Below are 23,274 nucleotides of genomic sequence, written 5' to 3'. Positions count from 1 at the left end.
TTTATGTTCTTTTTAACATATACTGCCCGTTTCCAAAGTATCAGAGTATGTCATCGCCAATACGTTAACTTTCAAAAGGAGGATTTTCTTATGTATTCAATGGAACAAGTTGTAAACTTAGCGAAACATCGCGGTTTTGTTTTCCCTGGTTCTGAAATTTACGGTGGTCTTGCAAACACTTGGGATTACGGTCCACTTGGAATCGAATTAAAAAATAACGTTAAAAAAGCTTGGTGGAAAAAATTCATTCAAGAATCTCCACACAACGTTGGTTTAGACGCAGCTATTTTAATGAACCCTAAAACTTGGATCGCTTCTGGTCACGTTGGTAACTTCAACGATCCAATGATCGACTGTAAAAAATGTAAAGCTCGTCACCGTGCTGACAAATTAATTGAGGATGCTTTAGATGCAAAAGGCATTGAAATGGTTGTTGACGGTCTTACTTTCGACCAAATGGCTGACTTAATGAAAGAACATGAAGTAAAATGTCCTGATTGCGGTAGTGAAGAATTTACTGAAATCCGTCAGTTCAACTTAATGTTCAAAACATTCCAAGGTGTTACAGAGTCTAGCACAAACGAAATCTTCCTTCGTCCTGAAACAGCACAAGGTATTTTCGTAAACTTCAAAAACGTTCAACGCTCTATGCGTAAAAAGCTTCCATTTGGTATCGGCCAAATCGGTAAGAGTTTCCGTAACGAAATCACACCTGGTAACTTCACATTCCGTACACGTGAATTTGAACAAATGGAACTTGAATTCTTCTGTAAGCCTGGTGAAGATTTAGAGTGGTTCGCATTCTGGCGTGAAACTTGTAAAAACTGGTTACTTTCACTTGGTATGTCTGAAGAGAGCATGCGTCTTCGTGACCACGGTGAAGAAGAGTTATCTCACTACAGTAATGCAACAACTGACATTGAATTCAAATTCCCATTCGGTTGGGGCGAACTTTGGGGCGTTGCATCTCGTACAGACTTCGACTTAAAACGTCACATGGAACACTCAAACGAAGACTTTAACTATATCGATCCACAAACGAATGAGCGTTACGTACCATACTGCATCGAGCCATCTTTAGGCGCAGACCGCGTAACATTAGCATTCTTATGTGATGCATATGAAGAAGAGCAATTAGAAAACGATTCTCGTACAGTTCTTCGTTTCCACCCTGCTTTAGCACCATACAAAGCAGCTATCTTACCATTATCTAAAAAGCTATCTGAAGGTGCTACTGAAGTATTCGCAGAATTAGCTAAAGACTTCATGGTAGACTTTGATGAAACTGGTTCTATCGGTAAACGTTACCGTCGTCAAGACGAAATCGGTACACCATTCTGTATCACATACGACTTCGACTCAGTTGAAGACAAAGCTGTTACAGTACGTGACCGTGACACAATGGAACAAGTTCGTATGCCAATTAGCGAACTAAAAGGTTTCTTAGAGAAGAAAATCCAGTTCTAATTATAAGAAAAAGAGGCTGCTCATAAGAGCGCCTCTTTTTTATTTTTCACGTTTTTCTTTAATTGCTACTGTACATCTTGATATACATAGTAAATCATCATTTTCATCAATAATGCGAACATCCCAAACCATTGTCGATTGTCCTCTATGTATTGGTGTTCCAATCGCTGTTACAATTCCATCTTTCTTTGAGCGAATGTGGTTCGCATTAATTTCTAATCCGAAACAAATACATTTTTCTTGATCAATTAAATTATATGAACCAACACTTGCCACTGTTTCTGCTAATGCAACCGATGCACCACCATGTAAAAATCCAAATGGCTGATGCGTACGCTCATCAACAGGCATCGTAGCAACCACCTTATCTTCTGTCATCTCTAACAACTCAATTCCAAGTGAATCCATTAAAGTTTTTGCCATATCGCTTCCCCCTTCTCTTACTTTAATTAAATGTATAATTTTACCTATTTATTTTCAAACTACTTATAACACTTATATAAGGAGGCTTCACCTAAATGAAACAGAAATTTTGTATATTACTGCTTATGTTCTCCTTGCTGACTATTGTACCAAATTGTGCAATAACAGCCAAAGCATCTAACCTGACAATCGATGTTAAGACTGTAACGCAAAAAGGTAAGAAACCTTATATAGAATATCAAATAAACAGGCCTTCTTTTCAAAAATTTTCTGACTCTAAATTTCAAAATAAACTCAATTTATACTACAAAAAATCCACTGACAAATTTAAAACCAAATTAGAAAAAGAAGCAAAAAAATATTATAAAGAGACAGAAGGATCTAGTACACCATTTCATCCGTACGTAGCAAATGTTGATTATAAAGTCTCTTTAAACAAACCACCTTTTCTTAGCCTATATGTGAATTACTATCAATATACTGGCGGAGCACACGGTCTTTATACGTGGAAGGCAAATACATTCGATTTAAACGAAAAAAAGGTACTGCACTTAGACGATTTATTTGAACAAAAGGATAAATATAAAGATGTAATCCGTGCGGAGATTGTACGACAAATTAAACAAAATGAAAGCATTTATTTTCCTGATGCAACTGAAAAAGTAATGAGTATGAAAAAATTCCACTTCTTTTTAGAGCCAGACAATCTCGTCATTTATTTCCCTTTATATGAGATTGCTCCCTATTCAAGTGGAATTCCGCAATTTCGTATTCCATATACGTTGCTAAGAGACTATTTAAAGCCTTCTTATCAAAATATTTTGATTGACAACAAGTAAATATTTTCGCTACGATAATGTTAACCTAAAAACAACAGGAGGTTAACATTATGAGAAGATTTCATGTTTTAGATTTAGCATTAGCTGCCATGTTCGTTGCTCTTATGGCAATCGGTGCAAATATTGTATCTTGGGCACCATTCCTTCAAGTAGCAGGCATCCCATTATCTATGCAACCATTTTTCGCAATTTTAGCAGGTCTTCTTCTTGGAAGTAGACTTGGTGCCTTATCCATGACTGTATATATGCTCGTTGGCGTAGCCGGCGCACCAATCTTCGCTAACTTCAAAGCTGGATTTGGAGCACTTTTAGATCCTACTGGTGGTTTTATTATCGCATTTATTATCGTTGCTTACGTATCCGGAAAACTAGTAGAACAAAAAGAAAGACCAACATTCATTACATTTGCAGTTGCCTCTTTCACAGGAATTATTTTAACTTATATAATCGGTACTACTTACATGTACGGGGCAGTCAATCTCTTTATGGGCGGTAATATGAGCTATAAAGCTGCTTGGATGATTATGATGTGGTTTGCAGTAAAAGATATTGCATTTACAATTATCGGTGCTATTATCGCACCTCGCATATATTATGCTGTGCGTCGTTCTGCTTATCAGCATTCTCATTCGACGATTTCATAATAAAAAAATGAGTTATTTCAGTATACTGAAATAACTCATTTTTTATTATGACTCTTGATTCGCTTGTTCTTCTAAAATTTTCTTCATCATTGCAACCATGTCATCACGTAATTCTGGGTGTTGCAGGGCCATTTCAATTGTCGTTTGAACGAATCCTAGCTTTTCACCTACGTCGTAGCGCTTTCCTTCGAAATCGTAGGCAAATACACGTTGGATTTCATTTAAGCTTTGGATTGCATCTGTTAACTGAATTTCACCACCAGCACCGACATGTTGCTGTTCTAAGAACATAAAGATTTCAGGCGTTAAAATGTAGCGCCCCATAATCGCTAAGTTTGAAGGAGCTGTACCTTGTGCTGGTTTTTCAACGAAATTGCGAACTTGGTAACGACGACCTTCTTGTTCTAATGGATCGATAATTCCATAGCGATGTGTTTCCGACTCCGGAACAGTTTGTACACCAATAACAGAAGAAAGTGTTTTTTCATACTCATCCATTAATTGACGTAAACACGGTTTCTCAGCTTGGACAATATCATCACCTAGTAACACTGCAAATGGCTCATCACCAATGAATTTACGTGCACACCAAACAGCATGTCCTAGTCCCTTCGGCTCTTTTTGACGGATGTAATGAATATCTACCATTTTTGAAGAAGCTTGTACTTTTTCAAGCAACTCATATTTTTTCTTCTCTAATAAGTTTTGTTCTAGTTCAAATGCGTTATCAAAATGATCTTCGATAGAGCGCTTTGTTTTACCAGTAACAATAATAATATCTTCGATTCCCGATTTCACTGCTTCTTCTACAATGTATTGAATCGTTGGTTTATCTACTATCGGTAACATTTCTTTCGGCATTGCTTTCGTTGCTGGTAAAAAACGTGTTCCTAATCCAGCTGCTGGGATTATCGCTTTTCTTACTTTTTTCATCACAAAATACCCTCTCTCCTGTCGGAATCAATAGCAAGCATTTCCTACATAAAACAAAAGGGAGATTTCGCTCCCTTTTGTTCCTTACTACTTAAAATTACTTTGTATTATAAACGATTCATAATGTCTTCTTTAATAGTAAGTAACTTTTGTTCACTATTTTGTAAAGAACTATCTTTTACACCAAAGTAAAACTTAATCTTCGGCTCAGTTCCAGATGGGCGTAGGCAGAACCATGAACCATCCTCTAATTGATATTTTAACACATTTGATTTCGGTAAGTGAATCTCTTCTTTATGTCCATCTTGTAAAGATGTAACGATGCTTGCTTTATAGTCTTCCACTGCTACGACTGTTAAGCCCGCTACTTCTTTCGGCGGATTCTCACGGAACGTTGCCATCATCTCTTGGATTTTTTCCGCTCCATCTTTTCCTTTTAACGTTAACGATACAAGGTCTTCACGGAAGAAGCCGTATTTCTCAAATACTTCTAATAGACCGTCATATAACGTTTTCCCTTGTGATTTGTAGTATGCAGCTACTTCACATGCAAATAGGACAGATTGTACTGCATCTTTATCACGGCAGAATGGGCGGATTAAATAACCATAGCTTTCCTCATAACCGAATTGGAATTCATATTGTCCGCTTTCTTCATACTGTCTAATTTTCTCACCGATAAATTTAAATCCAGTTAACGTATCAACTGTATCTAAACCGTATGCTTTTGCAATTGTACGACCAATTTCAGACGTTACGATTGTTTTTAATACGACACCGTTCTCTGGAAGCGTTCCGTTTTCTTTCTTTTGAGATAGTAAGTAATCAAGCATTAATGCACCTGTTTGGTTTCCTGTTAATACTTGGAACTCACCATTATGATTACGCACTGCTACACCAAGACGGTCTGCGTCAGGATCAGTTGCGATTAATACATCTGCGCCTACCTTTTCACCGTCACGAATTGCATACTCAAACGCTGCGTGCTCCTCTGGGTTCGGTGATTTTACTGTAGAGAAGTTTGGATCTGGTAACTCTTGTTCTTTTACAACTGTTACATCTGTAAATCCAACTTCTTTTAAACCACGGCGTACAGAAATATTTGATGTTCCGTGTAATGGTGTAAAGACGATTTTTAAGTCTTTACCAACCTTTTGTACCATTTCTTTATTAATGATGACATTGTTCAATTCTGCAGCATATGCATCATCTACTTCTTGTCCAATAATATGTAATAAACCGTCAGCTTTTAATTGCTCTACATCAGCGACTTCAACTGTTAATTCATCTTCTACTGCATTTACGTAGCTAATTAACTCATCTGCCTCTTTTGGAGGTAACTGTCCACCATCTTCACCGTATACTTTGTATCCGTTATATTCAGGCGGATTATGGCTTGCCGTAAGAACGATTCCACTTACTGTATGTAAATGACGAACTGCGAAAGAAAGTACTGGCGTTGGACGTAAGCTTTCAAACACATATGTTGTGATACCACGTGCACCAAGTGTAGCAGCGACTTCCATTGCGAACTCAGGTGATTTATGACGAGAATCATAGGCTACAACAACACCGCGTTTTTTCGCTTCCTCACCTAACTTTTCGATAAAGCTTGCTAATCCTTTTGTTGCTTTACGAACTGTATATACATTTAAACGGTTCGTACCAGCACCAAGTTCACCACGCATACCACCTGTGCCAAACTCTAGATTTTTATAAAAGCTATCCTCGATTTTCTTCTCATCTTGCTTCATATTTTCTAGCTGTTCTTTTAATTCTGCATCTAATTGTGCGTAAGAAAGCCAGCGACTAAATTCTTGTTTCCAATTCATTCTTCTCTCTCCTCTCGCTCGTCATACCTTTATTATATGAAAAAAACATGCTGTATCTCAATATTTTATAAAATCTAACAGGATTTTACTAGGAATATTTGTATACACTATTATTAAATACTCCACTAAAGGGAATGAGGATTATGCACGAATGGGGCTTGTCAGAAGAGCTCAAAATACAAACAAAGCAAATGATTGAAATTGCTGAAAAAGAACTATCGATTATGAGGAACGCAATCGATAAAGAAGACGAATGTATTTTATGCAAAATGGAAGATATTCATCATATGTTAGCAAATGTACAAACATTAGCAGCTACATACTATATTCAGGCATATTTATCACCTTATACGGAAAGTTCATCTTTTATTACGACAGCTATCCAACATTTAAGCGCCAGAAAACATGGTGCTCTTATCGTCGTGGAACGAAACGAGACGCTTGAAGCTCTCATTCAAACTGGAACGACATTAAACGCTCATTTAACTGCGCCATTACTCGAATCAATATTTTATCCAGGTAACCCCCTTCATGACGGTGCCGTTCTCGTAAAAAATAATCATATTGTCTCAGCTGCTAATATTCTTCCTTTAACGAAAAGTACAGAAGTTGATCCTGAGCTAGGAACACGTCACAGAGCTGCAATTGGCTTATCAGAAAAGAGTGATGCACTTATATTAGTTGTCTCTGAAGAAACGGGCCGTACTTCTTTTGCTTTAAATGGGGTTTTGTATACGATTTCTTTATAAAGTGAAACTTTAATCAGCCCTCACCAATCGAGCGTTTACCGGCAATCCGACCTAACTGCTTTCCTTTCGCTGAATTTTGAGTTATGGGTCTTACTACCCGGCAAATAGTGGGATAAACAAACCTATAAAAAAGAAGACTGTTCCAAAATATCGGAACAGTCTTCACTTATACTCTTATTCTTCTCCAAAACGCTCCACAAGTGTTGCAAGTGTACGTACCATTGCGCCAGTTGCTCCAGCTGGACCTAAGTCGTGCGCACCTTTTGTTTCTGATGTTCCAGCGATATCTAAGTGTACCCATGGTGTATCTTCAGCGAATTCGCCTAAGAATGTACCTGCCATAACCGCATGTCCTTCACGGCCTGGTGAGTTATTTAAATCAGCAAACTTACTGTTTCTCACACGTTCTTTATCACGATCAAAAATCGGTAGTTGCCAAATTGGCTCATCTGTTTCCATAGAAGCCTCTAGCACTTGCTCAAATAACTCTTCATTATTTGTCATTGCGCCTGTCGTATAGTTTCCAAGTGCAACAATTACACCGCCTGTTAATGTTGCAACATCAACAAGGTAGTTTGCACCAAGTTTTTTCGCATACGTAATACCGTCAGCTAAAGCTAGACGACCTTCTGCATCCGTATTTAATACTTCAATTGTTTTTCCGCTCATAGATGTGATTACATCGTCTGGCTTAAATGCCGTACCACTTACAACGTTATCAGTTGAAGGAATAACAGCGATCACATTTTGTTCTGGGCGAAGTTCACCGATAATTTCCATCGCACCTAATACAGCAGCTGCACCGCCCATATCACCTTTCATACCAACCATGCCTTCACGTGGTTTTAAAGAATAACCACCAGTATCGTATGTAATACCTTTTCCAACGAACCCAATGACATCTGTCCACTCTTCTTTTCCTTTATAAATAAGAGCAATCATTTTTGGTGGCTCTACACTACCTTGGTTTACTGCAAGTAACGCACCCATACCAAGGTCTTCCATCTCTTCTTTCTCAAGAACTTTATAGTCCATATCATATTTCTCCGCTAATTCAACAGCATACTCAGCAAGCTTTGTCGCTGTTAATACGTTTGGCGGCATATTTACAAGTGTACGAGCTGAATTTGTTGCACGTCCATGTACGTAGCCAACTGTTAATGCTGCTTCAATTTCTTGTGCATCTTCCGCTGTAATAGCCGTGAACTTCTCTAACTCTACACGATCCTTTTTATCTGATTTATACGTTTGTAACTCATATGTACCAAGGCCTTGTACCTCTGCCGCAATATGAGCGACATCAATCGCGTCTAATTCCTCTGTTACGAAAGAATCAAGTAAGATTGCTGCATCTCGTACTTTTGCTGCTTGCAGTGTTTTAAACGCCTTACCAAGAGCCGCACGTAACGTTTCTGTCGTGTAAGATTCTTTCTTTCCTAAACCAACAAAGTAATAACGTTTCACATTTGTTTTCCCTAAGCTATGTACTTTCGAAATGGCCTTTTTCTTCGTAGATAATTCTTTCTCTTCTAGTAAAACTTGTAATTGCCCTTCAAACGCTTTGTCCAGTTCTTGTACAAAACTACTCATTTTCTCTTCTTCAAATAAAGCAACAATTACCGCTTCATGACCTGCTAATTCTTTTTGTACTTGAAACATGTTCAGACCCCCTAAATTTCTCTACCACCATTATAACTTTATTTTCGATAAAATGCGATAATTCTAACTACAGTTATATGGCGTGTAAAATCGCAGATCCAAAATCTCCTCTATCATGAAATAAGCCAAGAAAAAAAGTCTAGCGTAATTACGACTAGACTATCTTTGTTTTAAATATTGACCACGAAACACTTGCATCGTTTCGTCTTGATTTAACATCGTTAACTCTTCTTCTGTAAACTTACCATTTCCTACTTTTACTACGTACACATTTACTTTTTTCTTACCCCATTGGCTATAAACATCTTTCACCGTATCATAATATAGATCAAGACGGTTTCCTTTTATTGCACCGCCCTTATCAGCTACTACACCATACCCGTAACCTGGCACGAAGAGAATCGTTCCAATCGGGAATACGCGTAAGTCCGCAGCAATTGTGGAATATAAATCCCTTTTCACTTTGACACCTGAATATGTAATACCATACTCTGGATGCCCTGGCCTCTTACCAGTTGACTCAATCCCCGATGTATAACCTGTTGCAGTCATTTCAATTGAACGATATTTAGACCAGTCGTTTGCCTGCTCTAAAGCATTTATCACTTCTTTACTCGGAGCAACATTTCTCTTAACTTCTGCTGCATGTACTTCTTTTGCACTCATTCCTTCATATATCTTTACAATCTCTAATAAAGAAACTCCTGTGAAAGCATTCCATGTTACGCATAATGCAATTGCAAGTAAACAAGTCATCATAATGCGAATACAATATCGTTTTAACATTTTTATATTCCACACTCCTTCATCGTTAATCATTCCCTATACGATGAAGGAATATGCAAAAAAATAATCTCCAACTTAATTGGAGATTAAAACATTTGATATCCGCTTTTCCGAAGTTTCTTGATTACGACTCCTGCTAAAGCAGCCCCTACTAATCCAGTAGATAGAATAAATACGTCTGCTTGTCCTAAGTGCGATACACTTGTCCCAAATGAAGAAAATGCTTCTTTCGGTTTTGAAAAATAATCCCACATACTCGCTTTATTAATAATAAGCATACAAACAATCGGATACACAATAACCATTACCCAAGTAGCTCGCAAAATCATATTGAGTAAAAATCCAATTCCAAAGAACAAAATAAAGAATAACATCATTGAAATAAGTAGTACCGGTATACTCACTCTTTTCCCCTCTCCTCCGCACGTGCCGTAAATACGTGATAAGCTGTATAACCAAATGGTTCACCTGGATTTAATGTTTTGTCCACTTCAAGATGTAGTTCTGATCTTCCTTCTAACAAATATTTAATAAGCACAGACGTATTCGGATCGTCTACAATCTTATCCGGATGTAAGAACGCCACTTCAGACAATTCTTTCTCCTGTACAATAATATTTTCTCCTTCAGGTTCCAAAAGGAAAATAATCATATTATCACTAATCTCATTACGAATAACACCCGATCGAACACCAATAATCCCCTTCACATGAGCAACAATGCCTGTCTCTTCTAACACTTCGCGTTTCACAGCTTCATCAACCGTCTCACCTTCATTTACAAAACCAGCCGGTAAAGACCATTTCCCTTTTAATCCACTGTATTTCTTCTTAACAAATAGCCACCTACCATCTTTTGTAGCTACTAAACCACTAACAGCTAGCCATACCTTCCCTCGTTTCTCCATGATGTAATAACCTCCTCCATCAGAACGGACAGAATATTCTTTCTTTTTTTATATATTATACTATATTTTTAATATGAAAAAAGCAGAAACAGCTCTTAGCCGTTTCTGCTTTTTCTACTATATATTAAAAGAACTTTAATTTACCTTTTTTAAGAACTAATAAAGGTCCACCTAATAAGAATAGGTAACGGTTATCGATTACTTTCTTCATGAAGGAAGCTTTCCAACCTGTTAACTTTTTACCCATAACAACGCCCATTGCATCGTCATGACCTAAAGAACATACAGATCCTTTATTATCGAATGCGAATTTCTTCATTTCGCCCTTGCCACGAACTAATACAGTTAAGTTGTGTGCAATATTGTAACCTTGTTGAATTGCAATTTGTGCTGTTGGTGGGTAAGGACGGTTAATTTCTTCATTAATGATTAACGCTGCGTCACCAACCATGAATACATCTTCGTATCCTGGAGCGTGCATGTACTCATCAACTTTTACACGTCCGCGCATTGCTTCAAAGCCAGACTCTTCCACAATACCATTACCACGAACACCTGCAGCCCAAACTACTGTTTCAGACTTAATTAATTCAGTGTCATCGCCATTCGCAACGATAATACCTTCTTCAGTTGCTTCTTTAATTGCTGTACCGATGCGGAATTCTACACCTTTTTTCTCAAGCTGTTTTACAGCGTATTCTACTAACGCTGGATCGAAACCTGGAAGTGCTGTTGGAGCAGCTTCTACACAGATGATACGTGCTTTTTCACGTGGTACATTATACTCTTTGCAAAGTTCAGGAACACGGTTTGCAAGCTCACCTACGTACTCGATACCAGTAAATCCAGCACCACCAACAACGATTGTTACTAACTCATCGCGTTGTTCAGTTGCATATTTAGAGAAACTAGCTTCCATATGCTCACGAATTTCACGAGTTGCATTAATGTTAGCGATTGAGAATGCATGCTCTTTTAATCCTGTAATTCCGAATGTTTCTGATTCGAAACCAAGACCAATTACTAAGTAATCATACTCTAACTCACCATCTTTTAAGATAATGCGTTTTTCAGCAGCTTTAATTTCTACTACTGTGTCTTGTACAAAGTTCACTTTATTTGTATCAATAACGTCTTGAATATCTAGACAGATTTTTTCATCTTGTAATGTACCAGCTGCGCTCTCATGTAACCAAGTCGCTTGGTAGTGATAGCTGTTGTTGTTTACTAGCGTAATTTCAGCTTCATTTACAGATAATGCTTTTTGCAGACGAACAGTCGTAATCATCCCGCCATAACCTGCACCTAAAACTACGATTTTTGGAGTCTTCACCAAATCACAACCCTTTTCTTTATATAATAGTAATAAAAAATAATACCAAGTACTAAAAACTCTATTTGTCAAGAATGTGGAATTTATCACATTCTATATCATAACAAAACGCAGTCAAAAAATCGTACGAATTTTGTCATAGAAATTTAACATAATACTTCCCTATATTAGTCGGTTTTATTCCAGAATTCAAGCGTCTGGAGAATTATCAATATTTTAAAATAACATAGCGTTTTCAAGGGTTTTTTAGCCTTTTTTTCATGTATTTTCCTTTCTGTATATTTTATACAATAAAAAAGAACCGATGCGAAAACTTACACACAATTCAGTCGTTTTCAGAAGTATTATGAACTCAAATATGCTATCATTTATTTGAAAGTGTCATCATTTGCAGGATTTTCGTGTACATATGAACAATATATGAAATCAATATCAAAATTCCATCTATAGGGGGAATGAAAGTGGCAGAAAATCAAAAAGTTTACGACATAACAATTATTGGTGGTGGTCCAACGGGACTGTTCACAGCATTTTATGGCGGTATGAGACAAGCAAGTGTAAAAATCATTGAAAGCTTACCTCAACTTGGCGGACAATTATCCGCACTCTACCCTGAAAAATACATTTATGATGTGGCTGGATTTCCAAAAGTGCGCGCACAAGAATTAGTTGATAACTTAAAAGAGCAAATGAAGAAATTTGACCCAACTGTTTGTTTAGAAGAAGCTGTCGATACGCTTGAGAAACAAGCTGACGGTATATTTAAACTTGTTACGAATAAGCAAACTCACTATTCTAAATCAGTTATTATTACTGCTGGCAATGGTGCTTTCCAACCACGCCGCTTAGAATTAGAAGGTACAGCGAAATACGAAAAGAAAAACTTACATTATTTCGTTGATGATATGAATAAATTTGCTGGTAAGCGCGTCGTAGTATTTGGCGGTGGCGACTCAGCAGTAGACTGGACAATGATGTTAGAACCGATTGCTGAAAAAGTTACAATCGTTCATCGTCGTGATAAATTCCGTGCGCATGAACATAGCGTAGAAAGCTTAATGAATTCTCGTGCAGAAGTAAGTACACCATACGTTCCAGTAGAACTCATTGGTGATGACAAGATTGAACAAGTCGTTCTTCAACATGTAAAAACGGAGGAAAAAATTATCATCGATGTTGATGACGTAATCGTAAACTACGGCTTCGTTTCTTCTCTTGGCCCAATTAAAAACTGGGGCTTAGATATACAAAAAAACAGCATCCTTGTAAATTCAAAAATGGAAACAAATATTCCTGGCATTTACGCTGCTGGTGACATTTGTACATATGAAGGAAAAGTAAAACTTATCGCTTGTGGATTTGGCGAAGCACCGACAGCAGTAAACAATGCAAAAGCTTACTTCGATCCAAATGCAAAACTTCAACCGATGCATAGCTCAAGTATGTTTTAATATGCAAAAATAAAGCTCCTTCCATACGTGGAAGGAGCTTTCCTTTTATATAACATAAAAGCACACTGAGTCCAATAAACTATCGAACTCAGTGTGCTTTTCGTCTAAAAAATTATTGTTTTCTTCTTCTACCTAATACGAATAATACTCCGCCAACTAAGAATGAAATTCCCGCACCAACTGACATCATCCATGAATGTGCTGCCCCTGTTTTCGGTAATTCTTTTTCTACTTTTACTTGCGGTTCTTTAATTAACTTTTCCAGTCTTACTTCCGGTTTCTCCGGTTTCACTTCTGGTTTCTTCAGATCTTTCGGTTCCTCCGGTTTCACTTCTGGTTCCTTCGGCTCTTTCGGTTCCTCCGGTTTCACTTCTGGTTCTTTCGGCTCTTCTGGCTTCACTTCTGGTTCTTTCGGTTCTTTCGGCTCTTCCGGCTTCACTTCTGGTTCCTTCGGTTCTTTCGGCTCTTCCGGCTTCACTTCTGGTTCCTTCGGTTCTTTCGGCTCTTCCGGTTTCACTTCTGGTTCCTTCGGCTCTTCCGGTTTCACTTCTGGTTCTTTTGGTTCTTTCGGTTCCTCCGGTTTCACTTCTGGTTCTTTCGGTTCCTCCGGTTTCACTTCTGGTTCCTTCGGCTCTTCCGGTTTCACTTCTGGTTCCTTCGGCTCTTCCGGTTTCACTTCTGGTTCCTTCGGCTCTTCCGGTTTCACTTCTGGTTCCTTCGGCTCTTCCGGTTTCACTTCTGGTTCCTTCGGCTCTTCCGGTTTCACTTCTGGTTCCTTCGGCTCTTCCGGCTTCACTTCTGGTTCCTTCGGTTCTTTCGGCTCTTCCGGTTTCACTTCTGGTTCCTTCGGCTCTTCTGGTATCTTAAGATCTTCTTTTGTTTTCGGTAAAATTGTAACTGTAGGCTCAAGTGGTGGATTTATTTTATCGTCCACTACCGCTCTATTTGTTATCCCTTTACTTGGTGCTGCTTTTACCTTCACTTTAAAAATAATACTACGTTCTTTCGTATCTGTAATTTCTAGATACTTTGCTATTACTTTTCCAAACTCCATTTTTAACTCTATTGGATTTGGTTCAGCCCCTTCAAATCTAATGCTATCTTGCACGTACTCTAAACCGGCTGGAATTTCATCTTCTACCTTTACCTCTGCTAGTTTGCCGTTTTCTACCGTATTTTTGAAACTAATTCGGTATTCTACTTCTTCTCCTAGCTTCGGTTCTTTATTATTTACTGTCTTCGTCGCTTTTAACTTACCATCTTTATATTCTGGCTTTATTGTCGCTGTCGGTTCCATAACTGGATGATCTGGATCATCTACATGAATGATCGCTTTATTTGTTATTTCCTCTCCAACTTTTACTGATTCTTTTACCTTTACTTTAAAGATGATACTTCTTTCTTTCGTATCCGTAATTTCTGGATACTTCACTGTTACTTTTCCATTCTCGATTTTAAGTTCTGTTGGCACAGGCTTATCACCTACGGCCTCCAGACTTTCTTTCACATACTCTAAACCAGACGGAATTTCATCTTCAATCTTTACATCAACTAACTTCCCGCCATCTACTGTGCCGTTAAAAGTAATTCGATATTCGATTTCTTCCCCTAGCTTTGGTTCATGGTTACTTACTTCTTTCCTTGCCTCTAGTTTCCCATCTTTATATTGAGGTGTAATTGGTATAAGTGACTCAACTGGTGGATTTGTCGGATTATTATCATCCACAACCGCCTTGTTTATAATTTCTTTTCCTACTTGTACCGTTTCTTGTACTTTCACTTTAAAGATGATACTTCTTTTTTTCGTATCCGTAATTTCTGGATACTTTGCTGTTACTTTTCCATTCTCAACTTTAAGTTCTACTGGATTTGGTTCCGGCCCATCAGACTTTATACTATCCTGTACGTATTCTAAACCAGCTGGAATTTCGTCCTCTACTTTTACCTCAGTTAGTTTGCCGTTTTCTACTGTATTTTCAAAACTAATTCGATATTCTACTTCTTCTCCTAACTTCGGTTCATGGTTACTCACTGTCTTTTCAGCTTGTAATACACCCTCTTTATGTTGAGGTTGTATCGCGACATTCGGTTTCTCTGGTGGATTTATAGTATCTTCCACAACCGCCGTATTCACAATCGCTTCGCCAATTTTAGCTTTTTCTTTCACTTTTGCTTTAAAGACGATACTTCTTTCTTTCGTATCCGTAATTTCTGGATATTCTGCGAGTACTATGCCGTTTTTCACTTTTACATGCAACGGTTTTGGATTATCCCCCTCAGCTCTTTCGCTACCTTCTACAAACTCTAAACTGTTTGGTAATTCATCCTTAATTTTCACCTTCGCTAATTTTCCGTGCTCAACTACGTTACGGAACGTAATTCGATACTCTACTTCTTCTCCTAATTTTGGAGCTGGGTTATTTACTGTTTTCTCAGCTTTTATTTTTCCATTCTTATACTCCGGTGTAATAATCGCTTCTGGTTTTTGCGGAGGATTCTTCGGATTATCATCATCCACAATTGCCGTATTCACGATTTTCTTCCCGACTTTTACTGCTTCTGTTACTTTTACCTTAAAGATAATGCTACGCTCAGCTGTATCAGTAATATTTTCATACTTCGCTGTAATTTTTCCAGCTTCTTCTTTTAACTCTACCGGATTTGGTTCATTACCTTCTGCTTTTAAACTATCCTTCACATACTCTAATCCATTTGGTAGTTGATCCTCAATTTTCACTTCTGCTAGTTTTCCATTTTCTACCGTATTTTTAAAACTAATTCGGTACTCTACTTCTTCTCCTAGCTTTGGATCTTTTTTACTTACCTTTTTATTAGCTTTAAATTTACCATCTTTATGCTGCGGTGTAATATCTACTTCTGGTCGCTCTGGTAGATTTTTTGTATCATCAACAATTGCTTTATTTACAATCGCCTTGTCCACTTCAACGGAATCTTTCACCTTCACTTTAAAGATAATGCTTCTTTCTTTCATGTCAGTGATATTTTCATACTTCGCACTAACCTTACCAGCTTCTTCTTTCAACTCTACTGGGGCCGGCTTATCACCTTCTGCTTTTAGACTATCTTTCACATACTCTAAACCAAACGGAATTTCATCCTCAATTTTAACCTCTGCCAGTTTTCCATCTTTCACCGTATTATTAAATGAAATTCGATATTCGATTTCTTCACCTAGCTTCGGTTTATGATTATTCACCTTTTTATGAGCAGCAATTTTACCATCTTTATATTGTGGTGTAATTTTTGCTGTCGGATCAATTACTGGATGGTTCGGATCATCAACATGGATAATCGCTTTATTTGTAATGTCCTTCCCTATTGTAACCGAATCTTTTACCTTCACTTTAAAGACAATACTTCTTTCTTGCGTATCCATAATCTCTGAATACTTTGCCATTACCTTACCATTTTCTACTTTCAACTCCACTGGTTTTGGCTCTTCACCTTCAGCTTTTTCGCTTCCTTCTACAAACTCTAATCCAGCTGGAATTTTATCTTCTATTTTTACCTCTGCTAGTTTTCCATCTTTCACCGTGTTATTAAAAATAATTCGATATTCGATTTCCTCACCTAACTTCGGTTCATGGTTACTTACTTCTTTTCTTGCCTCAATTTTACCATCTTTATATTGTGGTGTAATCGGTACATAAGGCTCGTCTGGCAGATTCTTTGTATCATCTACAATTGCCTCATTTACGATTTCTTCTCCCACTTTTACGCTTTCTTTTACCTTCGCTTTAAAGACAATGCTTCTTTCCTCTGTATCTGTAATTTCTGGATACTTTGCCATTACCTTATTATTTTTCACATGTAGCTCTACTGGTTTCGGTTTAGAACCTTCTGCCGTGATACTGCCTTCCACATACTCTAAACCATTTGGTAATGCATCCTTTATATTTACCTCTGCTAGTTTTCCGTTTTCTACCGTGTTTTTAAAACTAATTCGGTATTCTACTTCTTCTCCTAATTTCGGTTTTTTATTGTTTACAAATTTCTCTGCTTTAAGCTTACCGTCTTTATATTCTGGCGTAATTGTTACTTCTGAAGTTGTTGGATCTTTTGTATCATCAACAACTACTTTATTGACAAGGCCTTCACCAACTTTAAATTCTTCTTTTACTTTCGCTTTAAAGACGATACTTCTTTCTTCTGTATCCGTAATCTCTGGATATTTGGCGATTACTTTTCCATCTTTCACTTTCAGTTCTACTGGATCCGGCTTAGTACCTTCCGCTCGTAAACTATCTTTCACATACTCTAATCCATTTGGTAAATTGTCTTCTATTTTTACCTCTGCTAGCTTTCCGTTTTCTACCGTGTTTTTAAAACTAATTCGGTATTCTACTTCTTCTCCTAACTTCGGCGTTTCATTATTTACCGTCTTCTTCGCTTCCACTTTTCCGTCTTTATGCTGCGGAGTAATTTCTGCCGTCGGTGTTTCTGGTTCATTTTTCGTATCATCAACAATTGCTTTGTTAACGATTTTTTTACCGACTTTCACTTCTTCCTTTACTTTCACTTTAAAAGTGATACTTCTTTCTTCTGTGTCCGTAATCTCTGGATACTTCGCCATTACCTTACCATTTTCCATTTTCAATTCTACTGGATCCGGTTTAGTACCTTCTGCTTTCACACTGTTTTCTACATACTCTAAACCTTCTGGTAAAGTATCTTCTATTTTCACCTCTGCTAGTTTTCCGTCTTCTACCGTATTTTTAAAACTAATTCGGTATTCTACTTCTTCTCCTAACTTCGGCGTTTCATTATTTACCGTCTTCTTTGCTTTCACTTTTCCGTCTTTATGTTGCGGAATAATTTCTGCTGTCGGTGTTTCTGGCGGATGTTTCGTATCGCTCACAATCGCTTCATTAACAATTGAATCGCTCACTTTACCTTTTACTTTCACTTTAAAGGTAATACTTCTCTCTTTTGTATCTGTAATCTCAGGATACTTTGCCATTACCTTACCGTTTTCAAATTTTAATTCCACTGGATCTGGCTTAGAACCTTCTACTTTTAAACTATCTTTCACATACTCTAATCCATTTGGTAAATCATCTTCTATTTTTACCTCTGTTAGCTTTCCATGTTCTACCGTATTTTTAAAGCTAATTCGGTATTCCACTTCTTCTCCTAACTTCGGCGTTTCATTATTTACTATCTTTTTTGCTTCAAGTTTTCCATCTTTATACTGAGGAGTAATTTCCGCTGTCGGATTAACTGGCTTATTTTGCGAATCATCAATAGTTGCTTTATTAATGATTTTTTTACCGACTTTTACTTCTTCTTTTACTTTCACTTTAAAAACGATACTTCTTTCTTCTGTATCCGTAATTTCTGGATATTTTGCCATTACTTTACCGTTTTCAAATTTCAGCTCTACTGAATCTATTCCGGCACCTTCTGCTTTCAAACTATTTTCTACATACTCTAAACCTTCTGGTAAAGTATCCTCTACTGTCACGTCTGTTAGCTTTCCGTTCTTTACCGTATTTTTCATACTAATTCGGTATTCTACTTCTTCTCCTAACTTCGGTGTTTCATTATTTACGATTTTCTTCGCTTTAATTTTTCCATCTTTGTGTAATGGTGTAATTTTCGCTTCTGGTTCTTTCGGATCTTTCATATCATCAACAATTGCCTTATTGATGATTTCCTTCCCCACTTCCGCTTCTTCCTTCACCTTTACCTTAAAGACAATACTTCTTTCTTTCATATCCGTAATATTGTCGTATTCAGCAATAACTTTTCCATCTTTCACACTTAACTTTAATGGAGCTGGTTTATCACCTTCAGCCTTTTCACTGCCTTTTACATACTCTAAACCGTTAGGAATTGTATCCTCTATTATTACCTTTTCTAGTTTTCCATTTTCTACCGTGTTCTTAAAGCTAATTCGGTATTCTACTTCTTCTCCTAGTTTTGGTGATGGATTATCTACTGTCTTCTTTGAATCAATTATTCCATCCTTATGTTGCGGAGTAATTCTTTCCTCCGGTTCAATCGGTGGATTTTTCGTATCATCAACAATTGCTTTATTGACAATCTCTTTATCTACTTTTACTTCTTCCTTCACCTTTACTTTAAAGACGATACTTCTTTCTTTCATATCCATAATATCGATATACTTAGCTTTGACTATCCCATTTTCAACAGCTAATTCTACTGGTTCAGGTGCTTCTCCTTCGGCCTTGATGCTATTTTCTACATATTCAAGACCTTTTGGAATTGTATCTTCCACTCGCACCGTTTCTAGTTTTCCGTTCTCAACCGTATTATGAAAACTAATGCGGTACTCGATTTCTTCACCTAACTTCGGCTTCTTATTATTAACTACCTTTGTAGCAGCAATTTCACCTTTTTTACTTTGCGGTGTAATAACAACCTTCGATTCAACAGGCTCATTTTTCGGATCTTTTGCAATTGCTTTATTTACAATTGCCTCCCCTACCTTTGCCGAATCTTTTACTTTCACTTTAAAAACAATACTTCTTTTTTCTGTATCCATAATCTCTGGATACTTGGCCATTACTTTGCCATCTTCCACTTTTAGTTCTACTGGCTCTGGTTTTATACCTTCAGCTTTCAAACTATCTTTCACGTATTCAACACCTTTAGGTAGTGTATCTTCTACTAGCACCGTTTCTAGTTTTCCGTTTTCTACCGTATTATAAAATGTAATTCGGTATTCCACTTCTTCTCCTAGTTTTGGTGTTTGATTCGTTACGTTTTTTTCTACATCCACTTTACCGTATTTATAATCCGGCGTAATCTTTTCTTCTGGATGCTCAGACTGTCCATTTGGCTCACTCACAACCGCTTTATTAACAATCGTTTCTCCCGCTTTTGCCTCTTCTTTTACTTTCACTTTAAAGGCGATGCTTCGCTCTTTTGTATCCGTAATCTCTGGATATTTTGCGATTACCTTACCATTCTCTACTTTTAACTCTACTGGATTTGGTTCAGTACCTTCAGCTCTCTCACTGCCTTGAACAAATTCTAAGTTAGCTGGAATTTCATCTTCTATTGTAACTGCATCTAGTTTTCCGTTTTCCACCGTATTTTTAAAGCTAATTTGATATTCAACTTCTTCTCCTAGCTTCGGCTTCTTATTTGTTGCTTTTTTCTTTGCAGCAATTTTACCGGCCTTATGCTGTGGTGTAATCTTCTCTTCTAGATTCTTTGGTGGATTTGTTTTATCTCTAACGGTTGCTTTATTAACAATTTCTTCACCAATTTTTGCAGTTTCTTTTACTTTTGTTTTAAAGACGATACTTCTTTCTTCCATATCCATAATTTCTGGATACTTTGCAATTACTTTTCCATTTTCAAACTTCAGCTCTACTGGCTCTGGTTTTACACCTTCAGCTTTCAAACTATCTTTCACGTATTCAAGACTACTTGGTAATTCGTCTTCAATGGTCTATACATCTAGACGTCCATCTTTTGTCTTATTTTTAAATGTAATACGATACTCTACCTCATCACCTAACTTCGGTGTTTTATTAGAAGCTATTTTTCTCGCCTCTATTTCCCCTGGAACTTCTTTTAGGGTAGTAACCGTAACATTTGCATCGTCCTCAGTTTCATACTTTATCTCGGCACTATCTTGTCCCTTTACAACAACGACATTTTTTACTGTTGTATCTGATTGTACAGAATCTTTCACTTTTACTTTGAATGTAATAACGGTACTTTCACCAGGCTTTAAAACACCGCCGTCTTTAGCATTAGCACCTTCACCAACACGGAAATCAATTTGATTATTTACAAACTCCGCTTCATCATCGCTTGCATCATCTGTTTTATTTCCTTTACTACTTCCAGAAACATATTGAATAGACCCTGGAACATACTCTAAACGGTCATCTAATTTATCAAAACCTTTTACATTCGATACCGGCGCTTGATTATTTTTCGTATCATTTTTCACTTCAATTTGATACGTAAACTCTTCACCAGCTTTAATTTCCTTAACTTCTTTACCGGTACTATCTAATGCCTTTTTATCAACTTGTAAGTTTGGAGCATTATGTTCTGTAACGAATGTGGAGTTGTTTAATACGTAAATATCACCGCCACCACCATATGCTCTAAAACGCATTTTTCCTTCTTTCAAATCATTCTTTACTTGAGTGGGTCCTTCAAGGTGATACGTATGAATATCTGTACTGAAAGAATTTGTCCAATCTGGATTATATCCTGGGTATTTTTTCGTAACAAATTCGTTAGTGCCATCTACTTGTACTTCTGTCATAGATGAGTCATTAACATCATTATCTTTACCTTTAATATTTTTAAACTTTTGATACCCTAACCCAAAATCATACTCTCCATAATCATAGGCATATCCATCATTATCAGCTGGATCACCTTGCGATGAAAAATAACTAAATTTCGCCTTAAAAGCGCCTTCTTTTGGTGTGTTTATTTTATTAACACTAATATCTGTCCAGGCTGTACTTTTTTGAGAGACTAGCCCTTCCCAAATCTTCATGTCTTTTACTGTTTCTTTATAGTTTTCATAAACTAATATAAGATTCCAGTTACCCCAGTAATAGCCGCCACCTGTTACATCTTTAATTTGTGGCACATTTGCAACTGTCAACGTTTGAGAAATACCTTGCTGTGCAATTATATTTGTTACATCTGCATACGCTACATATCCTGCGCCACTACCTGAGTAATTAGAAATATAAGGTAGATAATCAGCTTTTCTTATGCTATCAGCAGTTACCTCTGCATATTCTTTATTTCCCATTCTCATTTCGACTGGTTGCCTTACTTGATCCTCGGTAACCTTTCTATCAGCGATATTTCCTGGTAACCCCATTGCTGCTGTCCAGAATAAGTAAGCCTTTTTCACTTTACTTCCAGCAGGAATGTTAGGAAATGCAACTGTTGACGAATTAAAAGTACTATCATCGTTATCAACATCAACCGTCATTTTATTCGTTTTATAACCCATACTTTGTCTGCCATAATGATCAGATGTCAAACCAAGCGTCACATTACCAGTCTGTACTAAATTACCAGGAGCAATTGTAGAATACAACGGGTCTCCAAATCCTTGTTTATCTCCTGTTTGGATTTGAACCTTCGAAGCATTTTCTGATGCAGCTTGTACTTCTGCATCACTCTGCTTTACTGCTAAAGGTGATTGCTTTTTCTCTTTTTCTAGTTGCTTCTCAGCCTCAGGTTGTTTTATCTTCTCTATTTCTGTTTTTTGTGCAGATGTATTTTTATCTTCTACAGATACTTTTAATTTTCCATCCACTTCTTTAGTTTTTGAATCAGTTGTTGATCCGATAGCTTTCTTACTACTGTCAGCCTCATCATCGGTATTAGCTTCTAACTTCTCTTCAGAAGGAAGCCCTTCAACATCTACAGACATGTTTCCTATTTGTAGTTGATCCTTTTGCACACTAATTTTTTGCTTATACTCTTTATTAAAATGTTGCGCACGACGAGCCTTTATTAATACAGTCATTTTTTCATGTGATTTTAAATCTTGAATTTTAAGATTAGAAGAAAGAACCTTTCCTCCATTATCTTTTTCCTCTACATAGAAATCCGCTACCTTATTTTCAAGTAACTTCTCTCCGTTTACTTTCACAGATTGCGAAAGAAACTCAATTCCATTGTCATTATTTTGTTTAATTACTAATTCTCGGATTGGTGTATCTCCCGTATTTTCAATCTTATATTGAAATACGTGCTCCCTCTCCGCTACTTCTCCCTTATACATTTCAGCATTCACTTGATCTGCCTTAATTTTCACATCATTTCCTTGTAACTCATCCCAGCTTTTTTTATTTATCTCTGTAGCAAAAGCACTGGGCGAAGGCAATATGATGGATAGAAGAAGTGTGATCATTGTTACGACATTAAAACACTTCAATACTTGCTTCATATTTTCTACCTTTCTCCTTTCTATATACTTGCTATCCGCCTACTTCATTTCAGTAACCCTTTCATTTAGTAGCCGAATACATAGCAATATATATCCACTCGCAACAATCCGACCTACGAAAATGTATCGTTGAAATCCCAATGTCAACAATATAAATCTCATAGAATATTACTATTTTAATTTATCAAAAATAACATATATACCGGACACTTATACAAACCTTTACCATACTTTTAATATAGTAAAAACACCGTGCTGTATAGGTTTATATAACAGTTAAAGGATACTTAAAAATTTTAACATACTCCTCATCCTAT

General features: G+C 37.0%; 13 protein-coding genes and 1 pseudogene. 5 read left to right on the top strand and 9 right to left on the bottom strand.

Annotated elements, in window-relative coordinates; genetic code table 11:
- Positions 1–90: 90 nt before the first annotated feature.
- Complete coding sequence (locus D1166_RS10240) at positions 91–1,467, top strand: glycine--tRNA ligase (RefSeq protein WP_000287147.1); 1,377 nt, start codon at positions 91–93, stop codon at positions 1,465–1,467.
- 39 nt (positions 1,468–1,506) lie between these two features.
- On the opposite strand, the gene D1166_RS10235 is transcribed toward D1166_RS10240, so the two are convergent.
- Positions 1,507–1,890, bottom strand: coding sequence for a hotdog fold thioesterase (locus tag D1166_RS10235; protein WP_001140612.1), 384 nt, complete (start codon positions 1,888–1,890; stop codon positions 1,507–1,509).
- A 95-nt stretch (positions 1,891–1,985) separates the two neighbouring features.
- Here D1166_RS10235 and D1166_RS10230 point away from each other — a divergent pair, with 95 nt between their 5' ends.
- Together D1166_RS10230 and D1166_RS10225 are read left to right on the top strand one after the other, a co-directional pair.
- Positions 1,986–2,729, top strand: a complete 744-nt coding sequence (locus tag D1166_RS10230; RefSeq protein ID WP_048568248.1) for a DUF3298 and DUF4163 domain-containing protein — start codon at positions 1,986–1,988, stop codon at positions 2,727–2,729.
- Between the two features lie 50 nt (positions 2,730–2,779).
- Positions 2,780–3,373, top strand: a complete 594-nt coding sequence (locus D1166_RS10225) for a biotin transporter BioY (protein ID WP_016118807.1) — start codon at positions 2,780–2,782, stop codon at positions 3,371–3,373.
- A 45-nt stretch (positions 3,374–3,418) separates the two neighbouring features.
- Here D1166_RS10225 and galU read toward each other — a convergent pair whose 3' ends face one another.
- Positions 3,419–4,306: a UTP--glucose-1-phosphate uridylyltransferase GalU gene (gene galU, locus D1166_RS10220; protein ID WP_002097988.1), complete on the bottom strand. Its 888-nt coding sequence runs from the start codon at positions 4,304–4,306 to the stop codon at positions 3,419–3,421.
- Positions 4,307–4,413: 107 nt separating this feature from the next.
- Entirely contained in the window at positions 4,414–6,138 is a 1,725-nt protein-coding gene (locus tag D1166_RS10215) for a phospho-sugar mutase (protein ID WP_001104221.1), read from the bottom strand.
- A 143-nt stretch (positions 6,139–6,281) separates the two neighbouring features.
- Between D1166_RS10215 and cdaS the strand changes: the two genes are divergently transcribed.
- A complete protein-coding gene (gene cdaS / locus D1166_RS10210) occupies positions 6,282–6,887 on the top strand; it encodes a sporulation-specific diadenylate cyclase CdaS (protein WP_000545253.1) in 606 nt (201 codons plus the stop codon).
- A gap of 174 nt (positions 6,888–7,061) precedes the next feature.
- Here the strand turns inward: cdaS and pepA are convergent, their stop codons facing one another.
- The 5 genes from pepA to D1166_RS10185 all read right to left on the bottom strand — a co-directional run bounded on the left by pepA (position 7,062) and on the right by D1166_RS10185 (position 11,572).
- Positions 7,062–8,546 (bottom strand): cytosol aminopeptidase, encoded by a 1,485-nt coding sequence (pepA, locus tag D1166_RS10205; RefSeq protein ID WP_097856210.1) that lies wholly within the window; start codon positions 8,544–8,546, stop codon positions 7,062–7,064.
- Positions 8,547–8,705: 159 nt separating this feature from the next.
- A complete protein-coding gene (locus D1166_RS10200; RefSeq protein ID WP_000920098.1) occupies positions 8,706–9,332 on the bottom strand; it encodes a 3D domain-containing protein in 627 nt (208 codons plus the stop codon).
- A gap of 86 nt (positions 9,333–9,418) precedes the next feature.
- Positions 9,419–9,736, bottom strand: coding sequence for a YuiB family protein (locus D1166_RS10195; RefSeq protein WP_000027011.1), 318 nt, complete (start codon positions 9,734–9,736; stop codon positions 9,419–9,421).
- Complete coding sequence (locus D1166_RS10190) at positions 9,733–10,239, bottom strand: NUDIX hydrolase (RefSeq protein ID WP_000415320.1); 507 nt, start codon at positions 10,237–10,239, stop codon at positions 9,733–9,735. Before D1166_RS10190 ends, D1166_RS10195 begins: the two co-directional genes overlap by 4 nt.
- A 124-nt stretch (positions 10,240–10,363) precedes the next feature.
- Complete coding sequence (locus D1166_RS10185; protein WP_000856612.1) at positions 10,364–11,572, bottom strand: NAD(P)/FAD-dependent oxidoreductase; 1,209 nt, start codon at positions 11,570–11,572, stop codon at positions 10,364–10,366.
- Between the two features lie 461 nt (positions 11,573–12,033).
- Between D1166_RS10185 and D1166_RS10180 the strand changes: the two genes are divergently transcribed.
- On the top strand, positions 12,034–13,023 hold the full coding sequence (locus tag D1166_RS10180) for an NAD(P)/FAD-dependent oxidoreductase (RefSeq protein WP_000829788.1): 990 nt from the start codon (positions 12,034–12,036) through the stop codon (positions 13,021–13,023).
- Between the two features lie 112 nt (positions 13,024–13,135).
- Here D1166_RS10180 and D1166_RS10175 read toward each other — a convergent pair.
- Positions 13,136–22,957 (bottom strand): annotated as a pseudogene (locus D1166_RS10175) (isopeptide-forming domain-containing fimbrial protein).
- Between the last annotated feature and the right edge of the window lie 317 nt (positions 22,958–23,274).

Source organism: Bacillus sp. ISO11 (assembly GCF_003458115.1).
In the GTDB taxonomy this organism is placed as follows: domain Bacteria; phylum Bacillota; class Bacilli; order Bacillales; family Bacillaceae_G; genus Bacillus_A; species Bacillus_A cereus.
The sequence above is the reverse complement of the archived record's forward strand: the minus strand, read 5'-3'. Positions and strand labels throughout refer to the sequence as shown.

Coding starts and splice junctions, on each gene's coding strand:
- galU (WP_002097988.1), bottom strand. CDS start 4,306: ATGAAAAAAGTAAGAAAAGCGATAATCCCAGCAGCTGGATTAGGAACA.
- pepA (WP_097856210.1), bottom strand. CDS start 8,546: ATGTTTCAAGTACAAAAAGAATTAGCAGGTCATGAAGCGGTAATTGTT.
- D1166_RS10240 (WP_000287147.1), top strand. CDS start 91: ATGTATTCAATGGAACAAGTTGTAAACTTAGCGAAACATCGCGGTTTT.
- D1166_RS10230 (WP_048568248.1), top strand. CDS start 1,986: ATGAAACAGAAATTTTGTATATTACTGCTTATGTTCTCCTTGCTGACT.
- D1166_RS10200 (WP_000920098.1), bottom strand. CDS start 9,332: ATGTTAAAACGATATTGTATTCGCATTATGATGACTTGTTTACTTGCA.
- D1166_RS10215 (WP_001104221.1), bottom strand. CDS start 6,138: ATGAATTGGAAACAAGAATTTAGTCGCTGGCTTTCTTACGCACAATTA.
- cdaS (WP_000545253.1), top strand. CDS start 6,282: ATGCACGAATGGGGCTTGTCAGAAGAGCTCAAAATACAAACAAAGCAA.
- D1166_RS10190 (WP_000415320.1), bottom strand. CDS start 10,239: ATGGAGAAACGAGGGAAGGTATGGCTAGCTGTTAGTGGTTTAGTAGCT.
- D1166_RS10235 (WP_001140612.1), bottom strand. CDS start 1,890: ATGGCAAAAACTTTAATGGATTCACTTGGAATTGAGTTGTTAGAGATG.
- D1166_RS10225 (WP_016118807.1), top strand. CDS start 2,780: ATGAGAAGATTTCATGTTTTAGATTTAGCATTAGCTGCCATGTTCGTT.